This window comes from Pantoea alfalfae (assembly GCF_019880205.1).
In the GTDB taxonomy this organism is placed as follows: Bacteria; Pseudomonadota; Gammaproteobacteria; order Enterobacterales; family Enterobacteriaceae; genus Pantoea; species Pantoea alfalfae.
In genome coordinates, this window is the sequence record NZ_CP082292.1 from 172192 (window position 1) to 195658 (window position 23467).

General features: G+C 54.7%; 18 protein-coding genes. 7 read left to right on the top strand and 11 right to left on the bottom strand.

Annotated elements, in window-relative coordinates:
• Positions 1-304 precede the first annotated feature (304 nt).
• Complete coding sequence (gene zapB, locus K6R05_RS00810) at positions 305-544, top strand: cell division protein ZapB (protein WP_003851242.1); 240 nt, start codon at positions 305-307, stop codon at positions 542-544.
• A 53-nt stretch (positions 545-597) separates the two neighbouring features.
• On the opposite strand, the gene rraA is transcribed toward zapB, so the two are convergent.
• The 6 genes from rraA to priA all read right to left on the bottom strand — a co-directional run bounded on the left by rraA (position 598) and on the right by priA (position 7763).
• Positions 598-1083: a ribonuclease E activity regulator RraA gene (gene rraA, locus K6R05_RS00815; RefSeq protein ID WP_009088032.1), complete on the bottom strand. Its 486-nt coding sequence runs from the start codon at positions 1081-1083 to the stop codon at positions 598-600.
• A gap of 158 nt (positions 1084-1241) precedes the next feature.
• Entirely contained in the window at positions 1242-2579 is a 1338-nt protein-coding gene (gene hslU, locus K6R05_RS00820; protein WP_013359469.1) for an ATP-dependent protease ATPase subunit HslU, read from the bottom strand.
• A gap of 10 nt (positions 2580-2589) precedes the next feature.
• The gene (hslV, locus tag K6R05_RS00825) at positions 2590-3120 is read right to left on the bottom strand and encodes an ATP-dependent protease subunit HslV (protein WP_003851234.1); all 531 of its coding nucleotides are present in this window, start codon (positions 3118-3120) and stop codon (positions 2590-2592) included.
• 88 nt (positions 3121-3208) lie between these two features.
• On the bottom strand, positions 3209-4213 hold the full coding sequence (ftsN, locus tag K6R05_RS00830) for a cell division protein FtsN (RefSeq protein WP_222924840.1): 1005 nt from the start codon (positions 4211-4213) through the stop codon (positions 3209-3211).
• A gap of 152 nt (positions 4214-4365) precedes the next feature.
• The gene (cytR, locus tag K6R05_RS00835) at positions 4366-5403 is read right to left on the bottom strand and encodes a DNA-binding transcriptional regulator CytR (protein WP_161733003.1); all 1038 of its coding nucleotides are present in this window, start codon (positions 5401-5403) and stop codon (positions 4366-4368) included.
• Between the two features lie 164 nt (positions 5404-5567).
• Entirely contained in the window at positions 5568-7763 is a 2196-nt protein-coding gene (gene priA, locus K6R05_RS00840) for a primosomal protein N' (RefSeq protein WP_222924841.1), read from the bottom strand.
• A gap of 224 nt (positions 7764-7987) precedes the next feature.
• Here priA and rpmE point away from each other — a divergent pair, with 224 nt between their 5' ends.
• A complete protein-coding gene (gene rpmE / locus K6R05_RS00845; RefSeq protein ID WP_003851227.1) occupies positions 7988-8203 on the top strand; it encodes a 50S ribosomal protein L31 in 216 nt (71 codons plus the stop codon).
• Between the two features lie 74 nt (positions 8204-8277).
• Here the strand turns inward: rpmE and K6R05_RS00850 are convergent, their stop codons facing one another.
• The 3 genes from K6R05_RS00850 to metJ all read right to left on the bottom strand — a co-directional run bounded on the left by K6R05_RS00850 (position 8278) and on the right by metJ (position 12268).
• Positions 8278-9843 carry a filamentous hemagglutinin N-terminal domain-containing protein gene (locus K6R05_RS00850; RefSeq protein ID WP_262390912.1) on the bottom strand — a complete coding sequence of 522 codons (1566 nt, stop codon included), beginning with the start codon at positions 9841-9843 and terminating at the stop codon, positions 8278-8280.
• 105 nt (positions 9844-9948) lie between these two features.
• Positions 9949-11664, bottom strand: coding sequence for a ShlB/FhaC/HecB family hemolysin secretion/activation protein (locus K6R05_RS00855; RefSeq protein ID WP_222924842.1), 1716 nt, complete (start codon positions 11662-11664; stop codon positions 9949-9951).
• Positions 11665-11950: 286 nt separating this feature from the next.
• Positions 11951-12268: a met regulon transcriptional regulator MetJ gene (gene metJ, locus K6R05_RS00860; RefSeq protein WP_009088019.1), complete on the bottom strand. Its 318-nt coding sequence runs from the start codon at positions 12266-12268 to the stop codon at positions 11951-11953.
• A gap of 273 nt (positions 12269-12541) precedes the next feature.
• Here metJ and metB point away from each other — a divergent pair, with 273 nt between their 5' ends.
• From metB to metF, 3 genes are all read left to right on the top strand, one after another.
• The gene (gene metB, locus K6R05_RS00865) at positions 12542-13702 is read left to right on the top strand and encodes a cystathionine gamma-synthase (RefSeq protein WP_161733011.1); all 1161 of its coding nucleotides are present in this window, start codon (positions 12542-12544) and stop codon (positions 13700-13702) included.
• A gap of 2 nt (positions 13703-13704) precedes the next feature.
• Positions 13705-16140, top strand: coding sequence for a bifunctional aspartate kinase/homoserine dehydrogenase II (locus K6R05_RS00870; protein ID WP_161733014.1), 2436 nt, complete (start codon positions 13705-13707; stop codon positions 16138-16140).
• A gap of 202 nt (positions 16141-16342) precedes the next feature.
• The gene (gene metF, locus K6R05_RS00875; RefSeq protein ID WP_161733016.1) at positions 16343-17242 is read left to right on the top strand and encodes a methylenetetrahydrofolate reductase; all 900 of its coding nucleotides are present in this window, start codon (positions 16343-16345) and stop codon (positions 17240-17242) included.
• A gap of 95 nt (positions 17243-17337) precedes the next feature.
• Here metF and ppc read toward each other — a convergent pair whose 3' ends face one another.
• Both ppc and argE read right to left on the bottom strand, forming a co-directional pair.
• On the bottom strand, positions 17338-19989 hold the full coding sequence (gene ppc, locus K6R05_RS00880) for a phosphoenolpyruvate carboxylase (protein ID WP_161733018.1): 2652 nt from the start codon (positions 19987-19989) through the stop codon (positions 17338-17340).
• Between the two features lie 352 nt (positions 19990-20341).
• Positions 20342-21490, bottom strand: coding sequence for an acetylornithine deacetylase (argE, locus tag K6R05_RS00885; RefSeq protein WP_222924843.1), 1149 nt, complete (start codon positions 21488-21490; stop codon positions 20342-20344).
• 167 nt (positions 21491-21657) lie between these two features.
• On the opposite strand from argE, the gene argC reads away from it, so the two are divergent.
• Positions 21658-22662, top strand: a complete 1005-nt coding sequence (gene argC, locus K6R05_RS00890) for an N-acetyl-gamma-glutamyl-phosphate reductase (protein WP_161733022.1) — start codon at positions 21658-21660, stop codon at positions 22660-22662.
• A 14-nt stretch (positions 22663-22676) separates the two neighbouring features.
• Positions 22677-23453 (top strand): acetylglutamate kinase, encoded by a 777-nt coding sequence (argB, locus tag K6R05_RS00895; protein WP_161733024.1) that lies wholly within the window; start codon positions 22677-22679, stop codon positions 23451-23453.
• Positions 23454-23467 lie beyond the last annotated feature (14 nt).

A 23467-nucleotide genomic window follows, 5' to 3' on the forward strand; every position in this document is an offset into this window, starting at 1 on the left:
AACATAAACGAGAAATAGCGAAATCGTTTTTTGTGTACTGTGTCATAAAAATGCGCGTTTTCGCGTATTCTGGCTTTCTTAACCCATTATTCGCGCCTCATTGCAGTGATAACGGGCCAGTGCCAGAACGCAGCTGCAGTAAGCGCAGCGTAAATTCAGGGATTGGCTGAAAAGTGTTACAGACTACGCCCGCAAAGGCCGCGTTGCTGGACTTGCGGGGTGAGGCTACATACAATCGGGACAACGTTGCTGGCTTAAGCTGGCATCATCAACGCCTTGCAGGAATTTAGGAGAGGTCAGAAAGATGTCATTTGAAGTGTTTGAGAAACTGGAAGCGAAAGTACAGCAGGCGATTGATACCATCACCCTGTTGCAGATGGAAATCGAAGAGCTGAAAGAGCAGAACAACTCACTGCGTAACGATGCGCAACAAGTCGCGGGCAACCACGATGCGCTGATGCGTGAAAATCAGCACCTGAAAGAAGAGCAACACGTATGGCAGGAACGTCTGCGTGCCTTGCTGGGAAAAATGGAAGAGGTTTGAAGCCTCAGCTGATGTGAAAAACGGGTGCTCAGGCACCCGTTTTCATGTCCGGCCTATTCGAGGTCCAGCGCATCCTCTGACAGAATGATACCGGTATTATCGGCATAAAGATGGTCGCCGGAGAAGAAGGTGACGCCGCCGAAATTGACGCGCACATCGCTTTCACCAATCCCTTCACCCGCAGCGCCTGCCGGAATCGCGGCAATGGCCTGAATGCCAATCTCCAGCTCCTCCAGCTCATCAACCTGGCGTACCGAACCGTAAATCACCAGGCCTTCCCACTCGTTGGTTGCCGCCAGGCGTGCCAGCTGCGCATCGACCAGCGCACGACGCACGGAGCCGCCGCCATCGATTACCAGGACGCGACCCCGGCCATTCTCTTCCAGCAGATCGTAGAGTAAGCCGTTGTCTTCAAAGCATTTCACTGTGGTAATCTGACCACCGAATGAAGTGCGCCCACCAAAGTTTGAAAAAAGCGGTTCAACAACATTCACTTCTTCATGGTAGATATCGCAGAGTTCAGATGTATCGTATTTCATAAGGGTTTCGTCTGTTTGCCACAGGAAGGGTAAGTATATCGCTATATGCAGATTGTTGGCAAAATCATCAGTATGAAAAAAGCATCGTTCGATCAAGAACATGCATAAAAAAGCCCAGCCGGATGGGCTGGGCTTCTGAAATACGCTGATTCAGTGAATCAGAGAATGAAGCGGCTAAGGTCTTCGTCAGCCACCAGTTCATCCAGATGTTTGCCGACATAATCAGCATCGATGGTCACGGATTCACCGTGACGATCGCTGGCGTCATACGATATATCTTCCATCAGACGTTCCAGCACCGTATGCAGACGGCGCGCACCGATGTTTTCGGTGGTTTCGTTGACCTGCCATGCGGCTTCAGCGATTCGGCGGATACCCTCTTCGGTGAACTCAATGTTCACGCCCTCGGTATTCATCAGCGCTTTATACTGCACGGTGATGGAGGCATTCGGCTCGGTCAGGATGCGCTGGAAATCATTCACGGTCAGTGCCTGCAGCTCTACACGGATGGGCAGACGACCCTGCAGTTCCGGAATCAGGTCAGAAGGGCTGGCAACCTGGAACGCGCCTGAAGCGATAAACAGAATGTGGTCGGTTTTCACCATGCCATGCTTGGTCGAAACGGTACAGCCTTCAACCAGCGGCAGCAGGTCGCGCTGAACACCTTCGCGAGAAACATCCGGGCCGCCGGCATTCTGGCCGCCGCGCTTACAGATTTTGTCGATCTCATCGATAAACACGATACCGTGCTGCTCAACCGCATCAATCGCGTCCTGCTTAAGCTCTTCCGGATTAACCAGCTTTGCCGCTTCTTCTTCGATCAGCAGCTTCATCGCTTCTTTGATCTTCAGCTTGCGCGCTTTCTGCTTCTGACCGCCGAGGTTCTGGAACATCGACTGCAGCTGGCTGGTCATCTCTTCCATGCCAGGAGGCGCCATGATCTCAACACCAGGCGCGCTGGCGGCCAGATCGATCTCAATCTCTTTATCGTCCAGCTGGCCTTCGCGCAGCTTTTTGCGGAACGACTGGCGCGCCGCAGACGGCTCAGCGCTCTGCTCTGCCTGGCCCCAGTTGTTTTTCGCAGGCGGAATCAGCACATCGAGAATGCGCTCTTCGGCCATCTCTTCGGCACGGTATTTGTTCTTTTCAATCGCCTGACTGCGCACCATCTTAATGGCCGAATCGGTCAGGTCACGAATGATAGAATCTACTTCCTTACCGACATATCCCACTTCGGTAAATTTAGTCGCTTCGACTTTGATGAACGGTGCATTGGCCAGCTTAGCCAGACGACGCGCGATCTCAGTTTTACCGACACCAGTCGGACCGATCATCAGGATGTTTTTTGGTGTCACTTCATGGCGCAACTCTTCGTCGAGCTGCATGCGGCGCCAGCGGTTGCGAAGTGCAATAGCCACGGCGCGCTTGGCGCTGTCCTGGCCGATGATAAAGCGGTTCAGCTCGCTGACGATTTCGCGTGGAGTCATCTCAGACATATTTATACCCTTACGCCTTAGACGTTAATTCTTCGAAATTAACGTTGTGGTTAGTGTAGATGCAGATATCACCCGCGATATTCAGCGACTTTTCGACGATGTCGCGTGCGCCCATTTCGGTATTCTCCAGCAGCGCACGTGCTGCTGCCTGGGCGAAAGGCCCACCGGAGCCGATGGCGATCAGATCGTTTTCAGGCTGGATGACGTCACCGTTACCGCTGATGATCAGAGAGGCTGACTCATCTGCGACGGCCAGTAAAGCTTCAAGGCGACGCAGCATGCGGTCGGTACGCCAGTCTTTCGCCAGTTCCACCGCGGCTTTTACCAGGTGGCCCTGATGCATTTCCAGTTTACGTTCGAAAAGTTCAAACAGGGTAAAGGCGTCTGCGGTGCCGCCAGCAAATCCGGCAATCACCTTATCGTTGTATAAACGACGCACCTTTTTAACGTTGCCTTTCATCACGGTATTGCCGAGCGTAGCCTGGCCATCACCGCCAATCACTACCTGGCCGTTGCGTCGTACACTTACTATTGTTGTCACGGGCAGACCCCTTGTTGCAGTCGGAAAAGGACTCCGCGCACGGGGCGCGGAGTATCATGCAACAGATATGGGGCGGGTTTGACGGGTTTCAACCCCCGACGGAGAGTGGAATACAGCTGGAGTGTCCGGAACTGCGCAGGCGTTTCAGGGTGCTGTCAGCGGAGGCGCGGTCTTTATACGGACCGATAACCACACGATTCCAGCCGCCACCGGTCGTAATACGGCTTTCAAAACCTTCAAAGGCTAAGCCTGCACGCACCGATTCAGCCTGGTCAGTGCCTTTGAACGAACCACACTGCACCATCCAGCGCTGCGAAGAGGCTTTCTCCGCTGTTTTCGCCTTCGCGGTCTCCTGCGGTTTTGACTGTATGTCCGGCTCCCGCGTGATCGGTGCAGGCTGCGTCTGTCGCTGTACGTTTTGCTGCTGCTGCTGCTGACGTTGCTGTTGTTGTAATTGCTGCTGTTGCTGACGCTGCTGTTGTTGCTGCAACTGCTGCTGGCGTTGCTGTTGCTGCTGGGCCTGCAACTGCTGGCGCTGTTGCTGAACCTGTTGTTGTTGCTGATGTTGCTGCTGCTGTTGTTGCTGAACCTGCTGCTGGCGTTGCAGCTGTTGCAACTGCTGCTGATGCTGCAGCGTCTGCTGACGTTGCGCCGGGGTTTGTTCGTTCCACGGCACTTCGTTGAGCTGCGTCGGCTGCTGACGCATATCTGCCTGCATCTGCTCCAGCAACTGGCGCTGCTCATCGGTCAGCTGTGTCTGCGACTTCACTTCGCCACCTGAAGAGGGTTCGATAGGCGTCGGCACGGTGACCTGACGGTTCTCCAGCTCTTTAATATATTTCCAGCGCTCTTCTGGCTTCGGCGGCAAGCCATTGCCGTTGGCTTTATGATCCGTAATGACCGGCACGTCTTCTTTCTTGTGATGCGCCAGGAACCATAAACCACCGGCAAAGGTCACCAACACTGCGACCGCCAGTACAATCATCAATTTAGATGTTCCCGAACCGCCTTTGCTCTTCTTGCCACGGCTGGGGCTTTTTTTGCGACGCGTCCCTGTTGAACGCCCGCGGCCTACGTAATCTTTTTGTGCCACTCTCGTTCTTATACCCTTCAAAAATAGTGCCAGTTGGGCGAAATGATGATTTTTACGCGCCCGGCAAGGAGTCCGCCATGTTACTCAAGGGTCGGAACTTTGACCAGCAGTGTTCGCCTTAAGAATCTACTGAAAAAATCAGACAAATACGCTTATTTTTCACGCTTTTTTGCTCGCGCCGTGCTGCCACGAATGGTTAAACCGGCATCCAGCAGCCGCGATCCGCTGATGACCCGTTTGCCATTTAACTCATCCAGCAGCAGAAGCATCGCCTCCCGGCCTATCTGGTAACGTGGCTGCGTGACCGTGGTCAACGGCGGCTCGCAGTAACGTGATAGCTCAATGTCATCGAATCCGACCACAGAGAGGTCCTCCGGTATCCGCAGTCCACAGCGTCTGGCCTGATTCATCGCCCCCAGCGCCATAATATCGCTGTGGCAGAACAGGGCGCGCGGCGGTTGCGGCAGGGTCATCAGCTGATTCATGGCGGCCACGCCTGCTTCAAACGTAAAATCACCGCGCACAATATAGGTGGGATCGACCGTCAGCCCGCTGCGACGCATCGCCTGTACATAGCCCTGCAACCGATACTGACAGAGCGGCATCTCTTCCGGCCCGGCGATACAGGCGATCTGCGAGTGGCCTAACTGCAGTAAATGATTCACCGCTTCAAATGCGGCGGTCAGGTTATCGATGTGAACTGTGGGCAGCGACATTTCCGGCGCAAACTCATTCGCCATCACCATGGGCGGCAGGTTACGTTGCTCATCAATGCTGGCATCAAAGGGCAACTGTGACCCGAGCAGCACCATGCCATCGATCTGTCGTGTGACCATCAGATTGAGAAAGGTTCGCTCCTGCTGATTCTGATGAGCACAGTCACCAATCAGGACCAGATAGCCTTCTTCGGCTGCCGTGACTTCGACGCCACGAATGATTTCACTAAAGAAGGGATCGCAGATGTCAGGGACAATAACCAGGATGGTTCGCGTTTCGTTACGCCGTGCGTTGCGCGTTGGGCCATGTGCTGCATAGCCGACGGCGGCAACGGCCTGCTCGACTTTCTGGCGGGTCGCCGCAGAAACCTTCTCCGGATTCATGAGCGCACGCGATACGGTGGCGGTTGAGACGCCCGCATGCTCCGCGACATCCTTCATCGTGGCGGCGGGCGGTTGTTGATTCTGCTCCAACACATGCTCCTGACGCGTTATGGCGCGTTCGATTCTGTTTTTGCCTGACCTGAAAGCAATCCGGGCAACATTGTTAACGATTGCCCGGCTGGTTGTTACTTAATTTGCATAAAAATTGTGACTTATGCGACGTTTTTCGATCTGGCTCGCAGTGTCAGTAAAAATCAGCTCTCGGTCGGGTCGATATCCAGCGTCCATTTCACTTTGCGCGCAGCGGGGAGCGTTGAAACCAGCGGCAACGAACTGCTCAGTAACTGTTGCAGACGTTGCCGGGAAGGATGCTGCAACAGCAGTTGCCAGCGCCAGCGTCCACTGCGTTTGGGCTGCAAAGCGGGCAACGGACCCATAAACCACATCGCCTTGTCATTCAGCGGGCTCGCCTCCAGCAGGTTACGAAGTTGTTGCAAAAATTCGGCTGCCTGCTGGTTATCCATATCTTCCGCGCGGAACAGCGCATGGCGGCTCCAGGGTGGCAGGTGAACCGCCTGTCGCTCCAGCAGCGCCTGCTGGGCAAAGGCTGAATAACCCTGATGCAGCAGTGTCTGCAGTAAGGGGTGTTCCGGATGGTGAGTCTGCAGCATCACCTCACCCTGCTTTCCGGCACGGCCAGCACGGCCGGCGACCTGGGTGTAGAGCTGAGCAAAGCGCTCCGCCGCACGGAAATCGGCTGAGAACAGGGCACCATCAACATCCAGCAGCGAGACCAGTGTGACATCGGGGAAGTGGTGGCCCTTGGCCAGCATCTGGGTGCCGACCAGGATACGTGCGCCGCCACGATGGACGTCAGCCAGATGCTGCTCCAGGGCACCTTTGCGGCTGGTGGTATCGCGATCGATGCGCGACACCGGCACGCCAGGGAAGAGTGTGCCGAGCTGCTGCTCCAGCTGCTCAGTACCGACGCCGACCGGCAGCAGATGGGTTGAGCCACACTGCGGGCACTGATTAGGTAGCGGACGCTGGCTGTCGCAATGATGGCAGCGTAGCTGACGGTGGTGCTGATGCAGGGTGTAGTAGCGGTCACAGCGGGTACACTCGGCAATCCAGCCGCAGTCGTGACAGAGCAGGGCGGGTGAAAAGCCGCGGCGGTTAAGAAACAGCAACACCTGATTGTCGGCCTGCAGATGCTGGCGTATTTTACCAATCAGACCCGGTGCCAGGCCGCCGATCAGCTGCACGCCTTTTAAATCGATAAGCTGTTGCAGCGCCGGTCGGGCGTTGCCGGCGCGCTTTGTCAGGTCGAGCTGGCGATACTTGCCGCTGCGGACATTGTGCAGCGTCTCCAGAGCCGGTGTCGCCGAGCCCATGACAATCGGGATATCCTCTTCATGGGCACGGAACACAGCCAGATCGCGCGCCTGATAGCGCCAGCCTTCCTGCTGTTTGTAGGAGCTGTCATGCTCTTCATCAATAATGATGACGCCAGGACGAGCCAGCGGCGTAAACAGCGCCGAGCGGGTACCAATCACAATCGCCGTTTCGCCGCGCCGGGCACGTAACCAGACCGCCAGCCGTTCACTGTCATTTAATGCAGAGTGCAGCACATCGATGGGCGCATCAAAACGTTCCCGAAAGCGGGCAATCGTTTGTGGGGTTAAGCCAATCTCCGGCACCAGCACCAGCGCCTGTTTACCCCGTGCCAGCACATTTTCCAGCACGCTGAGGTAAACCTCAGTTTTGCCGGAGCCGGTGATGCCCGCCAGCAGCCAGGCGGCATAGTGTTCATCATCTGCCCGAATCGCACCCACGGCCATCGCCTGATCGGTATTCAGTCGCAGCCGTTCGCCTTTTACAGCATAAGTGGTGCGCCAGTCGTGCATCTGCGGCTGATGCTCATGCAGTTCGCATAATCCTTTAGCCCGCAATGCCTGTAATGTTGCCTCGGTAAGATCGTGTTCACTGACCTGATGCCGATAGAGCGGTTGCTGACGCAGTGCTGCCAGCGCCTGCTGCTGTTTCGGGGCGCGCTTTAAACTTTCCGGCGCGGTTTCACGGCCCTGCTCGGTAATTTCCCAGCGCCATAGGGGATTGTCCTGCGCCGCTTTGCCCTGGCGCAGTAGCACCGGAATCGCGTGGCTCAGCACTTCACCCTGCGGCGAGTGGTAGTAGCTGGCGGCCCAGTTCAGGATGCGCCACAGCGACGGGGGATAGAGAGACTCACTGTCCAGCACCTCAACCACGCGCTTGAGCTGTGCTTCCGGCAGATCGCTGCTGTCACGAAAGGAGACCACAATCCCGATCATTCTGCGATTGCCAAAGGGCACACTCACGCGCCCGCCAATGACCGGCTGCACACCCTGAGGCGGCAGATAATCAAACAGGCGGGGCAAGGGGACGGGCAGGGCAACCTGAACAACGGGCATAACTCTCTCTTTCCGGCTCAATCATCGGGGAAGCTAGTGTACACGCTGACCCCCTGTGGCGGGTATCTCAGCATATATTTGCAGCAATCCAGACTTACCTGTATAATATGCCCCTTCGGTGAGAAAATCTGGCCGGAGTACACCCTATAATGTTCAACCGCGTGTGGTGCTGTGCAGGTTAACGCCTGGCACGGAGAGCGACACGGCCTTCTATGAGGTTTCCCATGAAACAAGGTATTCACCCGAAATACGAAGCAGTTACTATCAAATGTACCTGCGGCAACGAGATCCACACCCGTTCAACACTGACTCACGAACTGAACCTGGACGTTTGTGGCAAATGCCACCCGTTCTATACCGGTAAGCAGCGTGAAGTGGCAACTGGTGGCCGTGTTGACCGCTTTAACAAGCGTTTCAGCGTGCCAGGCGCTAAAAAATAAGATTAAAAGGCACCTGAACCTGCGGGTTCGGCGGCAAGAAAAAACCCAGCTTCGGCTGGGTTTTTTTATGGCTGTTACAGGCTGGTGTCCGTTCCCGGGGTCGCCGCAGGCTTATTCAGTTCAAGTACCTGCGTCGTATAAGTACCATCTAAATCACCAATCGCGGCGATCTTCGGTGCGGTAATCGAGATTTTATCGGCTGACATCGTACCTTTACTGCACAGCACCCAGAGTAAACAGGATGAGTTACTGATTTTCTTGTCTGTCGCCAGTGTCAGCGTTTCCGCCTTCATGGTACCGCTATTAGATATGCCGTTTTTGCCCGACACGTTTAACAGTCCGGTTGCCTGCATGACGCCCTGATTGCTGACCTCATTCGCCATAACAGAGGCACTCTGAGCGGTCAGAGTCGCCGCGTTAGAGACCTTTATCGCAGAAACATAGGCTGTCCCCTGTGAAGTCACGTCTCCGCCAGACAGGAGGCTGACCTCTTTAACGGCATTCATACTCAGGTTTCCAGCCTGAATTGCCCCTGAATTGAGCAGGCTGGTGTTGGCGACAGCCGTGACGACGCCGTCAACCGTATTATAACCGGTCTGCATGGCCAACGTTTTTGGCGTCGTGATTGTTCCTCTGTTCTCAATATTACCGGCCAGAGAAACAATATTTACAGCACCAGCAGCATCAATTTGCGCATTATTGTTGTTAGAAATTTTTCCCAGGCTGACGATGGTGGCGTAATCCGTCGTTTTAATGGTGCCGTTATTGGTGAACGCGTCCGTTGTCTGCAGAACAGCCTGGCTGGCAGACAGTGTTCCTCTGTTCGTTATGCTGCCACCTGCGGTGGCGCTAAGCAGTCCGGTTTCAATCGTGCCGCTATTGGTTAATGTGCCATTAGCTGCAATGTAGAGATTAGTCGCATTCAGTATGCCGCTATTATTGACACCCGCTCCGGCATCAGTAGTCTGCAGCTGAATAATTCCCGCAGTTGACCCACCCAGCGCGCTGACATCAATGGTGTTGCCGTAGGCTTTGGCCGTTCCAGTCGCTGTCGCCGAACCGGAAGCGATATTGTAATCATAGATACCAGCAATCGCTTGTAATTGAGTAGTAGCGATCTGTCCCTGAATATTAATTTTCTGCGCCAGAAGGTCGGTGTAATCGGCACCTTTCAGGCCATTACCATTAACCGTAATCGTGCCTTTCGCCACATTGAAACCAGTCAATGCACCCTCGGTAAAGGTGGGCGTTCCGGTGGTCAGCGTGGCGCGTCCGGTGTTAATAAAGCTACAGCCAGAGCAGGTAATACCATTCGGGTTGGCGATAATGACATCCGCTTTTTGACCGGCGACTTCAATATAGCCATTCAGTGAAGATGAGCTTTTTGAGATAACTTCATTCAGGATAAGGCTGGCTGACTTATCCAGATTGCTGTTTCGCGCAAGATCACCTTTGTCACGCACTAAATCTGTCGTGCTATTATTCAGGACCATTCCATCACTGGTGACGTTAAAATTCTGATACATATTATGAGAAAGACCATTTGCATCAGCCTGATTAATATTAACAACTGTCGATCCATTTGCATGAGTGTAAGTATTGAGTGCAGCCAGCGCAGGCTGGCTGCACAATGTGGCCACGGTAGCCAGGAATAACAGGTTAAACTTATGCTTCTTCATTATTTCTATCCTTTTTCTGTGTGAGTGTTTTTTAAAGTTTTTTTTATTAAAAAATGTCCATCTTTTTTAATATTTCCATTGCAATGAAAAACCCAGCGTAAGTGGATCAGTGTGAAAGGCTTGTGGTTTTTTTAGCGGGGTACCGGCAAAAAGATCAAAGCGTGTTTGCAGAAGTTTTCCCCGCAGGCCGACAACGCTGCCTATGACGGTTTTTCCTTTATAATACAGCTGGTTGTAATTGCCATAGACCTGGCCTGCATCAACACCGATATAGGGCTGAATCGGTTGGCCGGGGATTATCCAGCTAAGATCGTTGCGCCAGTACCCTCCCTTATTGTCCTGAAGAGAATATTCACCATCGAAACCGCGCACCGTCCAGCGGTTTGCCAGCGAAAAGCGGTTAAGTGACGAGAGGCTATCGGGCGAATATTGCAGGCTGATATGAGGGGAGTAATTCAGCCAGTTTTCATAGACACGAAAGTTGACGGAACCCTCAAGATCTAAAGTGACAATCCGACCTTGCTTATCAATGAGTCCATACTCCTGCTCAACAGTATTACTGCTGTTAAACCAGGGCATCTTTCTTTGGTAACTTAGCGTGGTTGCGAGACCTGCATTATCAACATTGATTTGATGTTGCAGCACCGCTTTCCAGCCCGCACTTCTTTTATGCATGCTGACAAGGTCAAAATCATCCAGAGAGTAACGCGATTCCGTATCAAATATTTGCAGGCCAACCGTGCTGGTCTGATGTACGGTTCGTGAAATCAGCCGATTGAGTTGCGCACTGTAATAATGGTTCTTATTATTCAGCGTCCATTTTGCCCAGTTTCCGGTCATAAATTGTCGGTAGTCACTGTGACTGGCGTAGAGATCGAGCCACCAGTATCCCCAGGGGATTGAATAACCTATCGATTTATTACTGTTACCTTTTATCGTGTGCTTCGGGGCAATATCGTGGCCATAAGAGACATAAAGGGTGTCACTGAGTGAGGTAATATTATTCAGATAGAGCGCTGCACCACCCTGATATCGGCCTGTTGCAACCGAGCCAGCATCATTGAGCCATGCACCCACCTGCCAGTATTTATCCTGCCTGCGCTGGATATAAATGTCGCTTTCACCTTTGCCACTGCCAGGCACCAGATTGACGTTAACCTGCGATCCCGGTACTCGCTGAAGATTAAGACTACCCTGTTCAAGGTCGCTGAGTTCAAGCACATCACCCGCTTTGAACGGTAATGTGCTGGTTAAATTGATATAGTCGTCTCCGGATTTATTAAGAACGATTTTTCCCACTTTACCGGCATTAATATCAAATTTTAATTCACCACCTGACAGGTTCTGCTCCGGTAAATTAACACGTGTGGTGATATATCCCGCCCGGATGATTTCATTTTGCAGAGTTTTTGCCAGCAGTTTTATACCCGCGATACCCAGACATTTTCCTTCTGCCTGAGAAGTAAAATACCTTAATTTTTCGAGGTGAAGTTTTTTGTTATCCTGCTTTAAAGAGACCTTATCGATAAGATAACATTTTTCTTCATGCGGAAAGGGAATCTCTTCTGCCCGGAAGCGCTGTTGTTCAGACGCTGCCCGCTGCGGTTCAGGCATCAGTTGCGCTTTGCGTACCCGATCCTGTTGCAGTGCATTGATATTCCCATTTGACTCTGTGAGAGCGGGTGCAGCTTTCGCCTGATCAGGAAAGGAAAAGGTTACTGCAGCGAAAAAAATAAGAAGATAAGCGGATGCAGATGACGTTATTTTATATTTAATGCTCATTTTCTTTCCGTGAAATAGTCGCTCTGGCAAAATTTTACGGATGCAGATAATAGTGAACAATAGTAATTATTCTATTGTCGGAATAAAAAGACATTCTTATTGCAACAGAAATAACGGAATAATAGGAGAACAGGCTGGAGTTTTATGATAAGTCTGGCGGGCAATATTCAGAAGGGTCTGTCAGATTACGGAAAGCAGGAAGGTCATTTCACATCGGATCAGAAAGCGGCTCCCTGAGCGGAGCCTGCTCCTCTGAAGCGGGGTTAAGCGAAACCGGCCCCGGGAATTAATATTCCCAGGTATCCGGGTCGACACCCATCTGGCGCATGATTGCTTTTGCTTCTTCCGGAATCTCATCACTACGCTCTTTACGCAGGTCGACATCATCCGGCAGCGGTTGACCCGTAAAGGCATGTAAAAAGGCTTCGCAAAGCAGCTCGCTGTTGGTAGCGTGACGCAGGTTATTCACCTGACGACGGGTACGCTCATCCGTTAAAATCTTCAGCACGCTCAATGGGATAGAAACTGTAATCTTCTTGACCTGCTCGCTCTTCTTACCGTGCTCAGCGTATGGGCTGATATATTCGCCGTTCCATTCAGCCATGGGTTACCTTAATTAATAAACGTTAAATGTGAGGAAATCAGCGGATTATGCCTGATTTTTTCCTGCCTGACCCCTCATATGGCGGGTTTTCTTCGTTCGCCGCTTCTGCATTACAGAGGGGAACGCCAGGCGATGACGCATAATTTTAGCGGTTATTGCGTTTGTGCTCAATCTATACGCAAAGACATTTAGATGTCCAGATGTATTGACGTCTAATTAGAGGATGATATTCTGTGGACTACATTTTTTTAACTCTTCAGGAACAATTCGCTCATGACGCGTAAACCGGCAACCATCGCAGTGCGCAGCGGTTTGAATGATGACGAGCAATATGGCTGCGTTGTCCCGCCCATCCACCTCTCTACAACCTATAACTTCCTGGATTTCAATGAGCCTCGTGCACATGACTATTCCCGTCGTGGTAACCCCACGCGTGATGTCGTACAGCGTACGCTGGCGGAACTGGAAGGCGGGGCGGGTGCGGTATTAACCAATACCGGCATGTCGGCTATTCACCTGGTCACGACGGTGTTCCTGAAGCCTGGCGATCTGCTGGTTGCGCCACACGACTGTTATGGCGGCAGCTATCGGTTATTTGACAGCCTGAGCAAACGCGGCGCGTATCGGGTGAAATTTGTCGATCAGGGCGACCCGGTGGCGCTGCAGGCGGCGCTGGATGAAAACCCCAAACTGGTGCTGATTGAAAGTCCCAGTAATCCGCTGTTGCGCGTCGTGGATATCAGCGCGATTTGCGCCGCCGCACGCGCGGCGGGTGCCGTCAGCGTGGTAGACAACACCTTTATGAGTCCGGCGCTGCAGAATCCTCTCGCGCTGGGTGCGGACCTGGTGATCCACTCCTGTACCAAATACCTCAATGGTCACTCCGATGTGGTGGCGGGCGCGGTGATTGCCAAAGATCCGCAACTGGCGACCGACCTGGCCTGGTGGGCAAATAACATTGGCGTGACCGGCGCGGCATTTGACAGTTATCTGCTGCTTCGCGGGATTCGTACGCTGTCACCGCGCATCGCCGCTGCTCAACGCAACGCACTCGCGATTGTGGACTATCTGAAGCAGCAAAAGCGGGTGAAAAAGTTGTATCATCCTTCGCTGCCGGAAAACGCCGGACACGAACATGCTGTACGTCAGCAGCGTGGCTTTGGCGCCATGCTGAGTTTCGAGGTCGACGGTGATGAGGCGCTGCTGCGTCGCTTCCTGAAAGCGTTGCGGTTATTTACGCTGGCGGAATCGCTGGGCGGCGTAGAGAGTCTGATCTCCCATACCGCCACCATGACGCACGCGGGGATGTCGGCAGAAGCACGCGCGGCAGCAGGCATTTCCGATACGCTGCTACGGGTTTCTGTTGGTATTGAAGATCACGAAGATTTAATTGCCGATCTGGATAATGCATTCCGGATCGCAGCCGAGGATTAAGCATGACGATTTCAGCAGGCGCGGGAACGCCGAACATCAGGCAGTTGCACAAGTTTGGCGGCAGCAGCCTGGCCGATGCGCGCTGCTATCAGCGCGTTGCCAGCATTATGGCGGACTACAGCCAGCCGGGCGATCTGATGGTGGTCTCCGCGGCAGGTTCAACCACCAACCAGCTGATTAGCTGGCTGAAGCTGAGCCAGAACGATCGGCTCTCTGCGCATCAGGTGCAACAGGCTTTACGGCGCTACCAGAGCGAGCTAATCGGTGCGCTGCTGCCTGCTGAGATCGCCGAACCCTTAATCACTGCATTTATCCGCGATCTGGAAAAGCTGGCCGTACTGCTGGATGCGCCGATCACCGATGCGGTCTATGCCGACGTGGTCGGGCACGGTGAAATATGGTCGGCACGCCTGATGTCAGCGGTACTGAGCCAGCGTGATCTGCAGGCCTGCTGGCTGGATGCGCGTGAGTTTCTGCGTGCTGAACGTGCTGCTCAGCCGCAGGTGGATGAGGGTAAATCCTGGCCCCTGCTGCAGACTTTGCTGGCGCAGCATCCGCAAAAGCGCATCGTGGTAACCGGCTTTATCAGCCGCAACGATGCCGGTGAAACCGTCCTGCTTGGCCGCAACGGCTCCGACTATTCCGCCACGCAGATTGGCGCGCTGGCGGGTGTAGGACGCGTGACCATCTGGAGCGATGTCGCGGGCGTTTACAGCGCCGATCCCCGCAAAGTTTCTGATGCCTGTCTGCTGCCGCTGTTAAGGCTGGATGAAGCCAGTGAGCTGGCTCGCCTGGCTGCTCCGGTGCTGCATACCCGCACGCTGCAGCCGGTTTCTGGCAGCGATATCGACCTGCAACTGCGCTGCAGCTATCAGCCAGAGCAGGGCTCAACCCGCATCGAGCGTGTGCTGGCTTCAGGGACCGGGGCGCGCATCGTAACCAGCCACGATGATGTTTGCCTGATTGAGATTCAGCTGCCAGAGCAGCATGACTTCGCTATCCTGCACAAAGAGATCGATCTGCTGCTGAAGCGCGCGCAACTGCGCCCGCTGGCGTTTGGCGTCCATCCTGATCGTCAGCTGCTGCAACTCTGTTATACCTCCGAAGTGGTCAACAGCGCCTTCACGTTGCTACAGGACGCCGGTTTACCGGGTCATCTGCAGCTGCGCGACGGCCTGGCGCTGGTAGCGCTAGTGGGAGCAGGCGTTACCCGTAACCCGCTGCATACTCATCGCTTCTGGCAGCAGTTAAAAGATCAGCCTGTTGAATTCATCTGGCAGTCAGAAGATCACATCAGCGTGGTGGCGGTGCTGCGCGTCGGGCCGACCCAGCACCTGATTCAGGGACTGCATCAGTCACTGTTCCGCGCAGAAAAGCGCATCGGTCTGATGCTGTTTGGCAAAGGCAATATCGGTTCACGCTGGCTGGAACTGTTTGCCCGCGATCAGGAAACGCTGTCAGCGCGCACCGGCTTTGAATTTGTGCTGGCGGGCGTCGCGGACAGCAGCCGCAGCCTGCTGAGCTATGACGGGCTGGATGCCAGTCGTGCACTCGCCTTCTTTGATGATGAGGCGGTGGAGCGCGATGAAGAGTCGCTGTTCCTGTGGATGCGTGCTCACCCGTTCGATGACCTGGTGGTACTGGATGTCACGGCCAGTACACCCCTGGCGCAGCAGTATCTTGACTTTGCCAGCCACGGTTTTCATGTGATCAGCGCCAACAAGGTTGCGGGTGCGTCTGACAGCCAGACCTGGCGGCAGATTCGCGATGCCTTTACCAAAACCGGGCGTCACTGGCTCTATAACGCCACTGTTGGTGCTGGTCTGCCGATTAACTATACGGTGCGCGATCTGCGCGACAGCGGCGATACCATTCTGGCGATTAGCGGGATCTTCTCCGGTACGCTGTCGTGGCTGTTCCTGCAGTTTGATGGCACGGTGCCGTTTACCGAGCTGGTGGATCAGGCGTGGCAGCAGGGGTTAACCGAGCCTGATCCGCGCGCCGATCTCTCGGGTCAGGATGTGATGCGCAAACTGGTGATCCTTGCCCGTGAGGCGGGCTACAACATCGAGCCGGATCAGGTGCGGGTTGAATCGCTGGTGCCGAACAACTGTCAGCAGGGATCTGTGGACCACTTCTTTGAAAATGGCGAAGAGCTGAACGAGCAGATGCTGCAGCGGCTGGAAGCCGCGCGGGAGATGGACCTGGTGCTGCGCTACGTTGCCCGTTTTGATGCTAACGGCAAGGCGCGCGTAGGTGTTGAAGCGGTGCGACCGGAGCACCCGCTGGCCGCGCTGCTGCCGTGCGACAACGTCTTTGCCATTGAGAGCCGCTGGTATCGCGATAATCCGCTGGTGATCCGCGGGCCGGGCGCAGGCCGGGATGTCACCGCCGGCGCTATTCAGTCAGATATTAATCGCCTCGCACAACTGCTGTAATCCCTCCTCATCAGGCGCTTCGGCGCCTGTTTTCAAAGCGTTATCTCCTTCCTGTTGAAATCCCTTCATGTTGATTGAAAATTGATCACGTCAGTTGACCATTTTTACGTTGACGGCACACTGAGATTGCGTCATTTTGAACATCTGGACGTCTAAACGTGTAGATGTTTTCAGGCCGATTATTAATCAGTGAGGGTGCAGGATGAGTTTCTTTCATGCCAATCAGCGCGAAGCGCTAAACCAGAGTCTGGCTGAACTGAACGGGCAAATTAATGTGTCGTTTGAGTTCTTTCCGCCGCGCACCAGCGAAATGGAAGAGACTCTGTGGACCTCAATTGACCGCCTGAGCAGTCTGAAACCGAAATTCGTTTCTGTCACTTACGGTGCGAACTCAGGTGAACGTGATCGCACCCACAGCATTATCAAAGACATTAAAGATCGCAGCGGCCTGGAAGCCGCACCCCATCTGACCTGTGTTGATGCGACGCGCGATGAACTGCGCACCATCGCTCAGGATTACTGGAACAACGGCATCCGCCATATTGTGGCGCTGCGTGGCGATCTGCCGCCTGGCAGCGGCAAGCCAGAGATGTATGGCAGCGATCTGGTTTCGCTGCTGAAAGAGGTTGGCGATTTTGATATTTCCGTCGCCGCCTATCCGGAAGTCCATCCTGAAGCGAAAAGCGCCCAGGCCGACCTGATTAATCTCAAACGAAAAATCGATGCAGGCGCAAATCGGGCTATTACCCAGTTTTTCTTCGACGTCGAAAGCTATCTGCGTTTCCGCGATCGCTGTGTTGCCACCGGCATTGATGTGGAAATTGTGCCGGGTATCCTGCCGGTCTCTAACTTTAAGCAATTGCAACGCTTTGCCACGCTGACCAATGTGCGTGTGCCGGGCTGGATGAGCGCGATGTTTGCCGGTCTGGATGACGATCCGGAAACGCGCAAAATGGTGGGAGCGAATATCGCGATGGATATGGTGAAAATCCTGTCACGCGAAGGGGTGAAAGATTTCCATTTTTACACGCTGAACCGTGCCGAAATGAGTTACGCCATCTGCCACACGTTAGGGGTTCGTCCGGTTGCGGCGGCGGCTTAACCGCTCTGCCTGATCCCGTAAAAAAGTCGGGAAATTCCCGACTTTTCTATTGCTGCTCTCCGGCGGCGCGGAGTGGGGGCCGCGCCTGATCAGGATTAACCGGTATTGCGCATGCCTGCTGCGACACCCGCAATCGTCACCATCAGAGCCTGCTCAACGCGGGCATCCGGTTCTTCACCCCGCGCTTCCTGCGCACGGGAACGATGCAGCAGTTCTGCCTGGAGTACGTTGAGCGGATCGGTATAGACGTTACGCAGCGCAATCGACTCGGCAATCCACGGCTGGTCAGCCATCAGGTGCGAGTCGTTGGCGATGGTCAGTACCGCTTTAATATCGGCATCAAGCTGATCGCGTAGCTGTTTGCCCAGCGGCCAGAGTGATTTGTCGACCAGACGCTGATCGTAATATTCCGCCAGCCACAGGTCCGCTTTCGAGAACACCATCTCCAGCATGCCCAGACGGGTTGAGAAGAACGGCCAGTCGCGGCACATCGCTTCCAGCTGATCCTGATGACCGGCCGCCATCGCCTGCTGCAGGGCAGCACCGGCACCGAGCCAGGCAGGCAGCATCAGGCGGTTCTGCGTCCAGGCAAAAATCCACGGGATCGCACGTAGCGACTCCACGCCACCGGTAGGACGGCGTTTAGCCGGACGTGAGCCGAGCGGTAATTTACCCAGTTCCTGCTCCGGCGTCGCCGAACGGAAGTAGGGGACGAAGTCTGCATTTTCACGCACATACCCGCGATACATTGCGCAGGAGTCAGCAGAGAGCTGATCCATGATGTCGCGCCATTCGCGTTTTGGCTCCGGTGGTGGCATCAGGTTCGCTTCCAGAATCGCGCCGGTGTAGAGCGACAGGCTGGCGATCGTCACGGCTGGTAAACCATATTTAAAGCGGATCATCTCGCCCTGTTCGGTCACACGCAGACCGCCGCGCAGGCTGCCTGGCGGTTGTGACAGCAGCGCAGCATGGGCAGGTGCGCCGCCACGGCCAATGCTGCCGCCGCGTCCGTGGAACAGCGTCAGTGAAATCCCGGCTTTTTCGCAGGTTTTAATCAGCGCATCCTGTGCCTGATACTGCGCCCAGCTGGCGGCCATCACACCGGCATCTTTCGCCGAGTCAGAATAGCCAATCATCACCATCTGTTTGCCCTGAATAAAGCCGCGATACCAGTCGATGCTCAGTAACTGGCTCATCACGTCGTTTGCGTTGTTCAGGTCATCCAGTGTTTCAAACAGCGGTGCAACCGGCATCGCATAGCCGATACCTGCTTCTTTCAGCAGCAGATGCACGGCCAGCACGTCGGACGGGGTTTTCGCCATCGAAATAACATAAGCGGCGATAGAGCCTTGTGGCGCTTCAGCCGCAACGCGACAGGTCTCCAGCACTTCACGCGTCTCATCGCTGGGTTCCCAGCTGCGTGGCAGCAATGGGCGTTTGGAGTTCAGTTCACGGATCAGGAAGGCCTGTTTGTCTGCTTCGGACCAGCTTTCATAATCGCCGAGGCCCAGGTAACGGGTGACTTCAGCAATCGCCTCTGTATGGCGGGTACTTTCCTGACGCAGATCGATACGCACCAGCGGCACGCCGAAGCATTTCACGCGGCGCAGCGTATCGAGCAACTGACCGTTGGCAATAATGCCCATGCCGCACTGTTGCAGTGACTGATAGATGGCATACAACGGGTCCCACAGCTGATCGTTTGAGACCAGCAAATCGGCCGGACGCGGCAGACGCTCACCTTTCAGGCGGCGTTCCAGGAATGACTGGGTAGACATTAACTGGCTGCGCAGGCGTTTCAGGATTACGCGATAAGGTTCCAGCGCTTCCGGATCGCCGCTGAGCTCGCGGATCTCTTCGCTGCACTCGGACATCGACAGCTCGGAAATCAATACGCCGATATCACGCAGGAACAGGTCTGTGGCTTTCCAGCGGCTTAGCTGCATCACATGGCGGGTGATCGATGCCGTGACGTTCGGGTTACCGTCGCGGTCGCCACCCATCCAGGAGGTGAACTGAACCGGCACGAAATCGACCGGCAGCTTAATGCCAAAGGCCTCTTCGACCTGCTCATTCAGCTCACGCAGGAAGGCAGGAACGCCTTCCCACAGGCTGTTTTCCACGACGGCGAAGCCCCATTTGGCTTCGTCGACAGGGGTCGGACGATATTTACGGATCTCATCGGTGTGCCACGCCTGTGCCACCAGCTGACGCAGACGGCGCATAATCTGGTTACGCTCGTAGTCGGAGACGTCGCTGTGGTCGAGCTGTTTCAGACAGCTGTTCACTTCAACCAGCTTGTGAATCAGCGTACGGCGGGTGATTTCGGTCGGGTGCGCAGTCAGCACCAGCTCCAGCGACAGCGACTCAATGGCCGCCAGAATGTCGGTTTCGCTGATATCTTTCTGCTGCTTCAGGGTATCAAAGGTCTTTTTCAGCAGTTCAGGATGGTTCTCACCTTCGCCGCTCTGCGAGATGGTCTGATACTGCTCAGCCACGTTGGTGAGGTTCAGAAACTGGCTGAATGCGCGTGCAACCGGCAGAAGCTCCTCGTTGGAGAGGTTCTGCAGCGTATTGAGCAGCTCTTTACGATGAGTATCATTGCCTGCACGGGATGACTTGGAGAGCTTACGGATGGTTTCCACCTGGTCGAGGATGTTCTCTCCCAGTGCATCCTTAATCGTATCCCCGAGCAGTTTGCCGAGCATACTGACATTACTTCGCATTGCGGAATATTGTTCGTTCATTGGACCCTGACACCCTTATCGTCTTTAAAAACTTCTACACCCGACCTTTCAGGCAGCAAAAAATCAGCAACATCGTGTTCCCGATACTCTAAAGGGAACCGGCTCCGTTGCCGCCTGTCCGCATTCTGAAACGTTCTGGATAATCACCCGGTGGGCATAACATCGTCTTTTATCTAGCCACGTAATGTTGCGTTCGTCAAATGCGTTAAAGTGCGCTGAAGATGGCGCTAACTAACGGAAATTCACAGAATTTATCGGGAAGGAAGCGGGATAAGTTATTCTTATTGTTAATTCACGCAGAATGAGGGGGCATTTTGCTGTTAATACAGTGAAATGCCCCATTTACTGTCAATCAGTGACAAAAATGCTGCACAACCTGACTGATAAGCGCCCGGGTCGGCTTAATAAATGCCGTATCGATAAATTCATCTGGCTGATGTGCCTGATTTATGGAACCCGGACCCAGGACCAGCGTCGGGCAGAGCTGCTGAATAAACGGCGCTTCGGTGCAGTAGTTCACCACCTCGGTTGGCGTACCCAGTAATTTCTCAACCACACTCACCAGCTCATGATTCGCCGGACACTCATAACCCGGAATCGGAGGATGCAGTTCGGCCACCGTGACACGGCCAGGCCAGCGTGCACTCACCGGTGCCAGCGCCTCGTTCAGTAAACCATCCAGATCGCCCAGCGACAGGCCCGGCAGCGGACGGATATCCATATGCAGTTCACAGCAGGCGCAGATACGGTTAGCGGCGTCTCCGCCATGAATATGGCCGAAATTCATGGTGGGATAGGGGATGGCAAAGCCGTCATGGTGATAACGCTCCTGCAGCGTGTTACGCAGTTGCATCAGATGGGTGATCGACTCATGCATCAGTTCAATGGCATTGACGCCACGCGCCGGATCGCTGGAATGGCCCGATTTCCCTTCAATACGAATCACGTTGGACAGATGGCCCTTGTGCGCGCGCACCGGTTTCAGCGAGGTCGGTTCACCGATGATGGCGCAGTCGGGACGCAGTTGCGTTGATTCCGAAAAATATTTGGCACCCGCCATGGTGGTCTCTTCATCGGCTGTGGCGAGGATATAGAGCGGCTTACTCAGTGTGCTGACATCCACATCGCGCAGCGTATCGAGAATAAAGGCGAAGAAGCCTTTCATGTCTGCCGTGCCCAGACCATAGAGCTTGTTGTCGTGCTCGGTCAGGGTAAAGGGATCGCGCGTCCAGCGGCCATCGTCAAAGGGAACGGTATCCGTATGACCCGCTAACAGCAGGCCGCCCGCTCCGTTGCCGGTTCGCGCCAGCATGTTAAATTTATTGCGGGTGCCGGGCACCGGTTGCACTTCAACGCTGAAGCCAAGGTCGCGGAACCAGCCGGCCAGCAAATTGATTAAAGTTTCATTACTCTGATCCAGTGCGGCATCGGTTGCACTGATCGACGGTGTGGCGATTAACTGGCTGTACAGTTCAATAAAAGGCGGTAATTTTGTCTTCACTGTTGGCGGTCCTTGGGTTAGGATGTATCCATATTCATGCAGTAATAGTGAATAAAAATACATTAACGTCCTCTGCAAGGGAACCTTAAATCACTGCAGATGACAGGGTGGGTAACGGGGCAAGGCCGCGACCCGGAACGTGCGACTGTAAAAAGGGTTACAGCCTGATGTTGAATACGCTGATCGTTGGTGCCAGTGGTTATGCTGGTGTTGAGCTTGCCACCTTCCTGAATCGCCATCCACATATCAACATAACCGCTTTGGCGGTTTCGGCGCAAAGCCCTGATGCCGGCAAGCGCCTGTCCGATCTCCATCCGCAGCTGAAAGGCGTGGTGGATTTACCACTGCAGCCGCTGAGCAGCGCGGAGGAGTGGGCAGACAAAGTGGATGTCGTGTTCCTGGCGACGGCCCACGAAGTCAGCCACGACCTGGCCCCGGAATTTCTCAAGGCTGGCTGTGTGGTATTCGACCTGTCGGGTGCGTTCCGCGTTAACGACGCTGATTTTTACACCCGTTTCTACGGTTTCACGCATCAGCATGGCGACTGGCTCGATAAAGCCGTTTACGGCCTGGCGGAATATCAGCATGAGAAAATTCAGCAGGCGCAGCTGGTGGCGGTACCCGGTTGCTACCCGACCGCGGCTCAGCTGGCACTGAAACCTCTGGTGGATGCGGGACTGTTAAACGATGCGCAGTGGCCGGTTATTAACGCCACCAGCGGCGTGAGCGGTGCCGGACGTAAAGCCAGTGTCGGGACCAGCTTCTGCGAAGTGAGCCTGCAGCCTTACGGTCTGTTTAATCATCGTCACCACCCGGAAATTGTCGCGCACCTCGGTACGCCAGTGATCTTTACACCGCACCTGGGGAGCTTCCCGCGCGGTATCCTGGCGACCATCACCTGCCGTCTGAAAGCGGGTGTCAGCCGCGAAGATATCGCTGCCGTCTTCCATCGTGCCTATGACGACAAGCCGCTGGTGCGCCTCTACGATAAGGGCGTACCGGCGCTGAAAGCCGTTGTCGGCCTGCCTTACTGCGATATCGGTTTTGAAGTGCAGGACGAACATCTGATTGTTGTAGCAGCCGAAGATAATCTGCTGAAAGGGGCGGCATCGCAGGCAGTACAGTGCCTGAACATCCGGTTCGGCTTCCCTGAAACGCAGTCACTGATTTAACGGATAACTAAACCATGACTAATCCATTGATTATTAAGCTGGGCGGTGTGCTGTTAGACAGCGAAGAAGCGCTGGCGCGCTTGTTTGAAGCACTGCTTAACTATCGTAGCGCTCATCAGCGTCCGCTGATCATCGTCCACGGCGGCGGCTGCCTGGTGGATGAGCTGATGAAAAAGCTGGCGCTGCCGGTGATGAAGAAAAATGGCCTGCGCGTCACCCCGGCCGATCAGATTGACATTATTACCGGTGCGCTGGCGGGAACCGCGAATAAAACGCTGCTGGCCTGGGCGAAAAAATCGGGCATCAACGCGGTCGGCCTCTGCCTGGGCGATGCGGGCATCGTCAATGTCGCCCCGTTTGATGAAGAACTCGGCCATGTTGGCCATGCAATGCCGGGAGATCCGGCCTTGCTGAACACCCTGCTGGCGGCCGGTTATATGCCGGTGGTGAGCTCCATTGGCATTACTGACAGCGGCGACCTGATGAACGTCAACGCTGACCAGGCGGCGACCGCACTGGCCTCAACGCTGGGCGCCGATCTGGTTCTGTTGTCAGACGTCAGTGGTATTCTCGACGGCAAAGGTCAGCGCATCGAAGAGATGACCGCCGACAAAGCTGAGCAGCTGATTACCCAGGGCATTATTACTGACGGCATGATTGTTAAAGTGCACGCTGCGCTTGATGCGGCGCGTACGCTGGGCCGTCCGGTGGATATTGCCAGCTGGCGTCACGCTGAGCGGCTGCCTGACCTGTTTAACGGCGTGTCTATTGGCACCCGGATTCTCGCTTAACGACTCTGATTCAA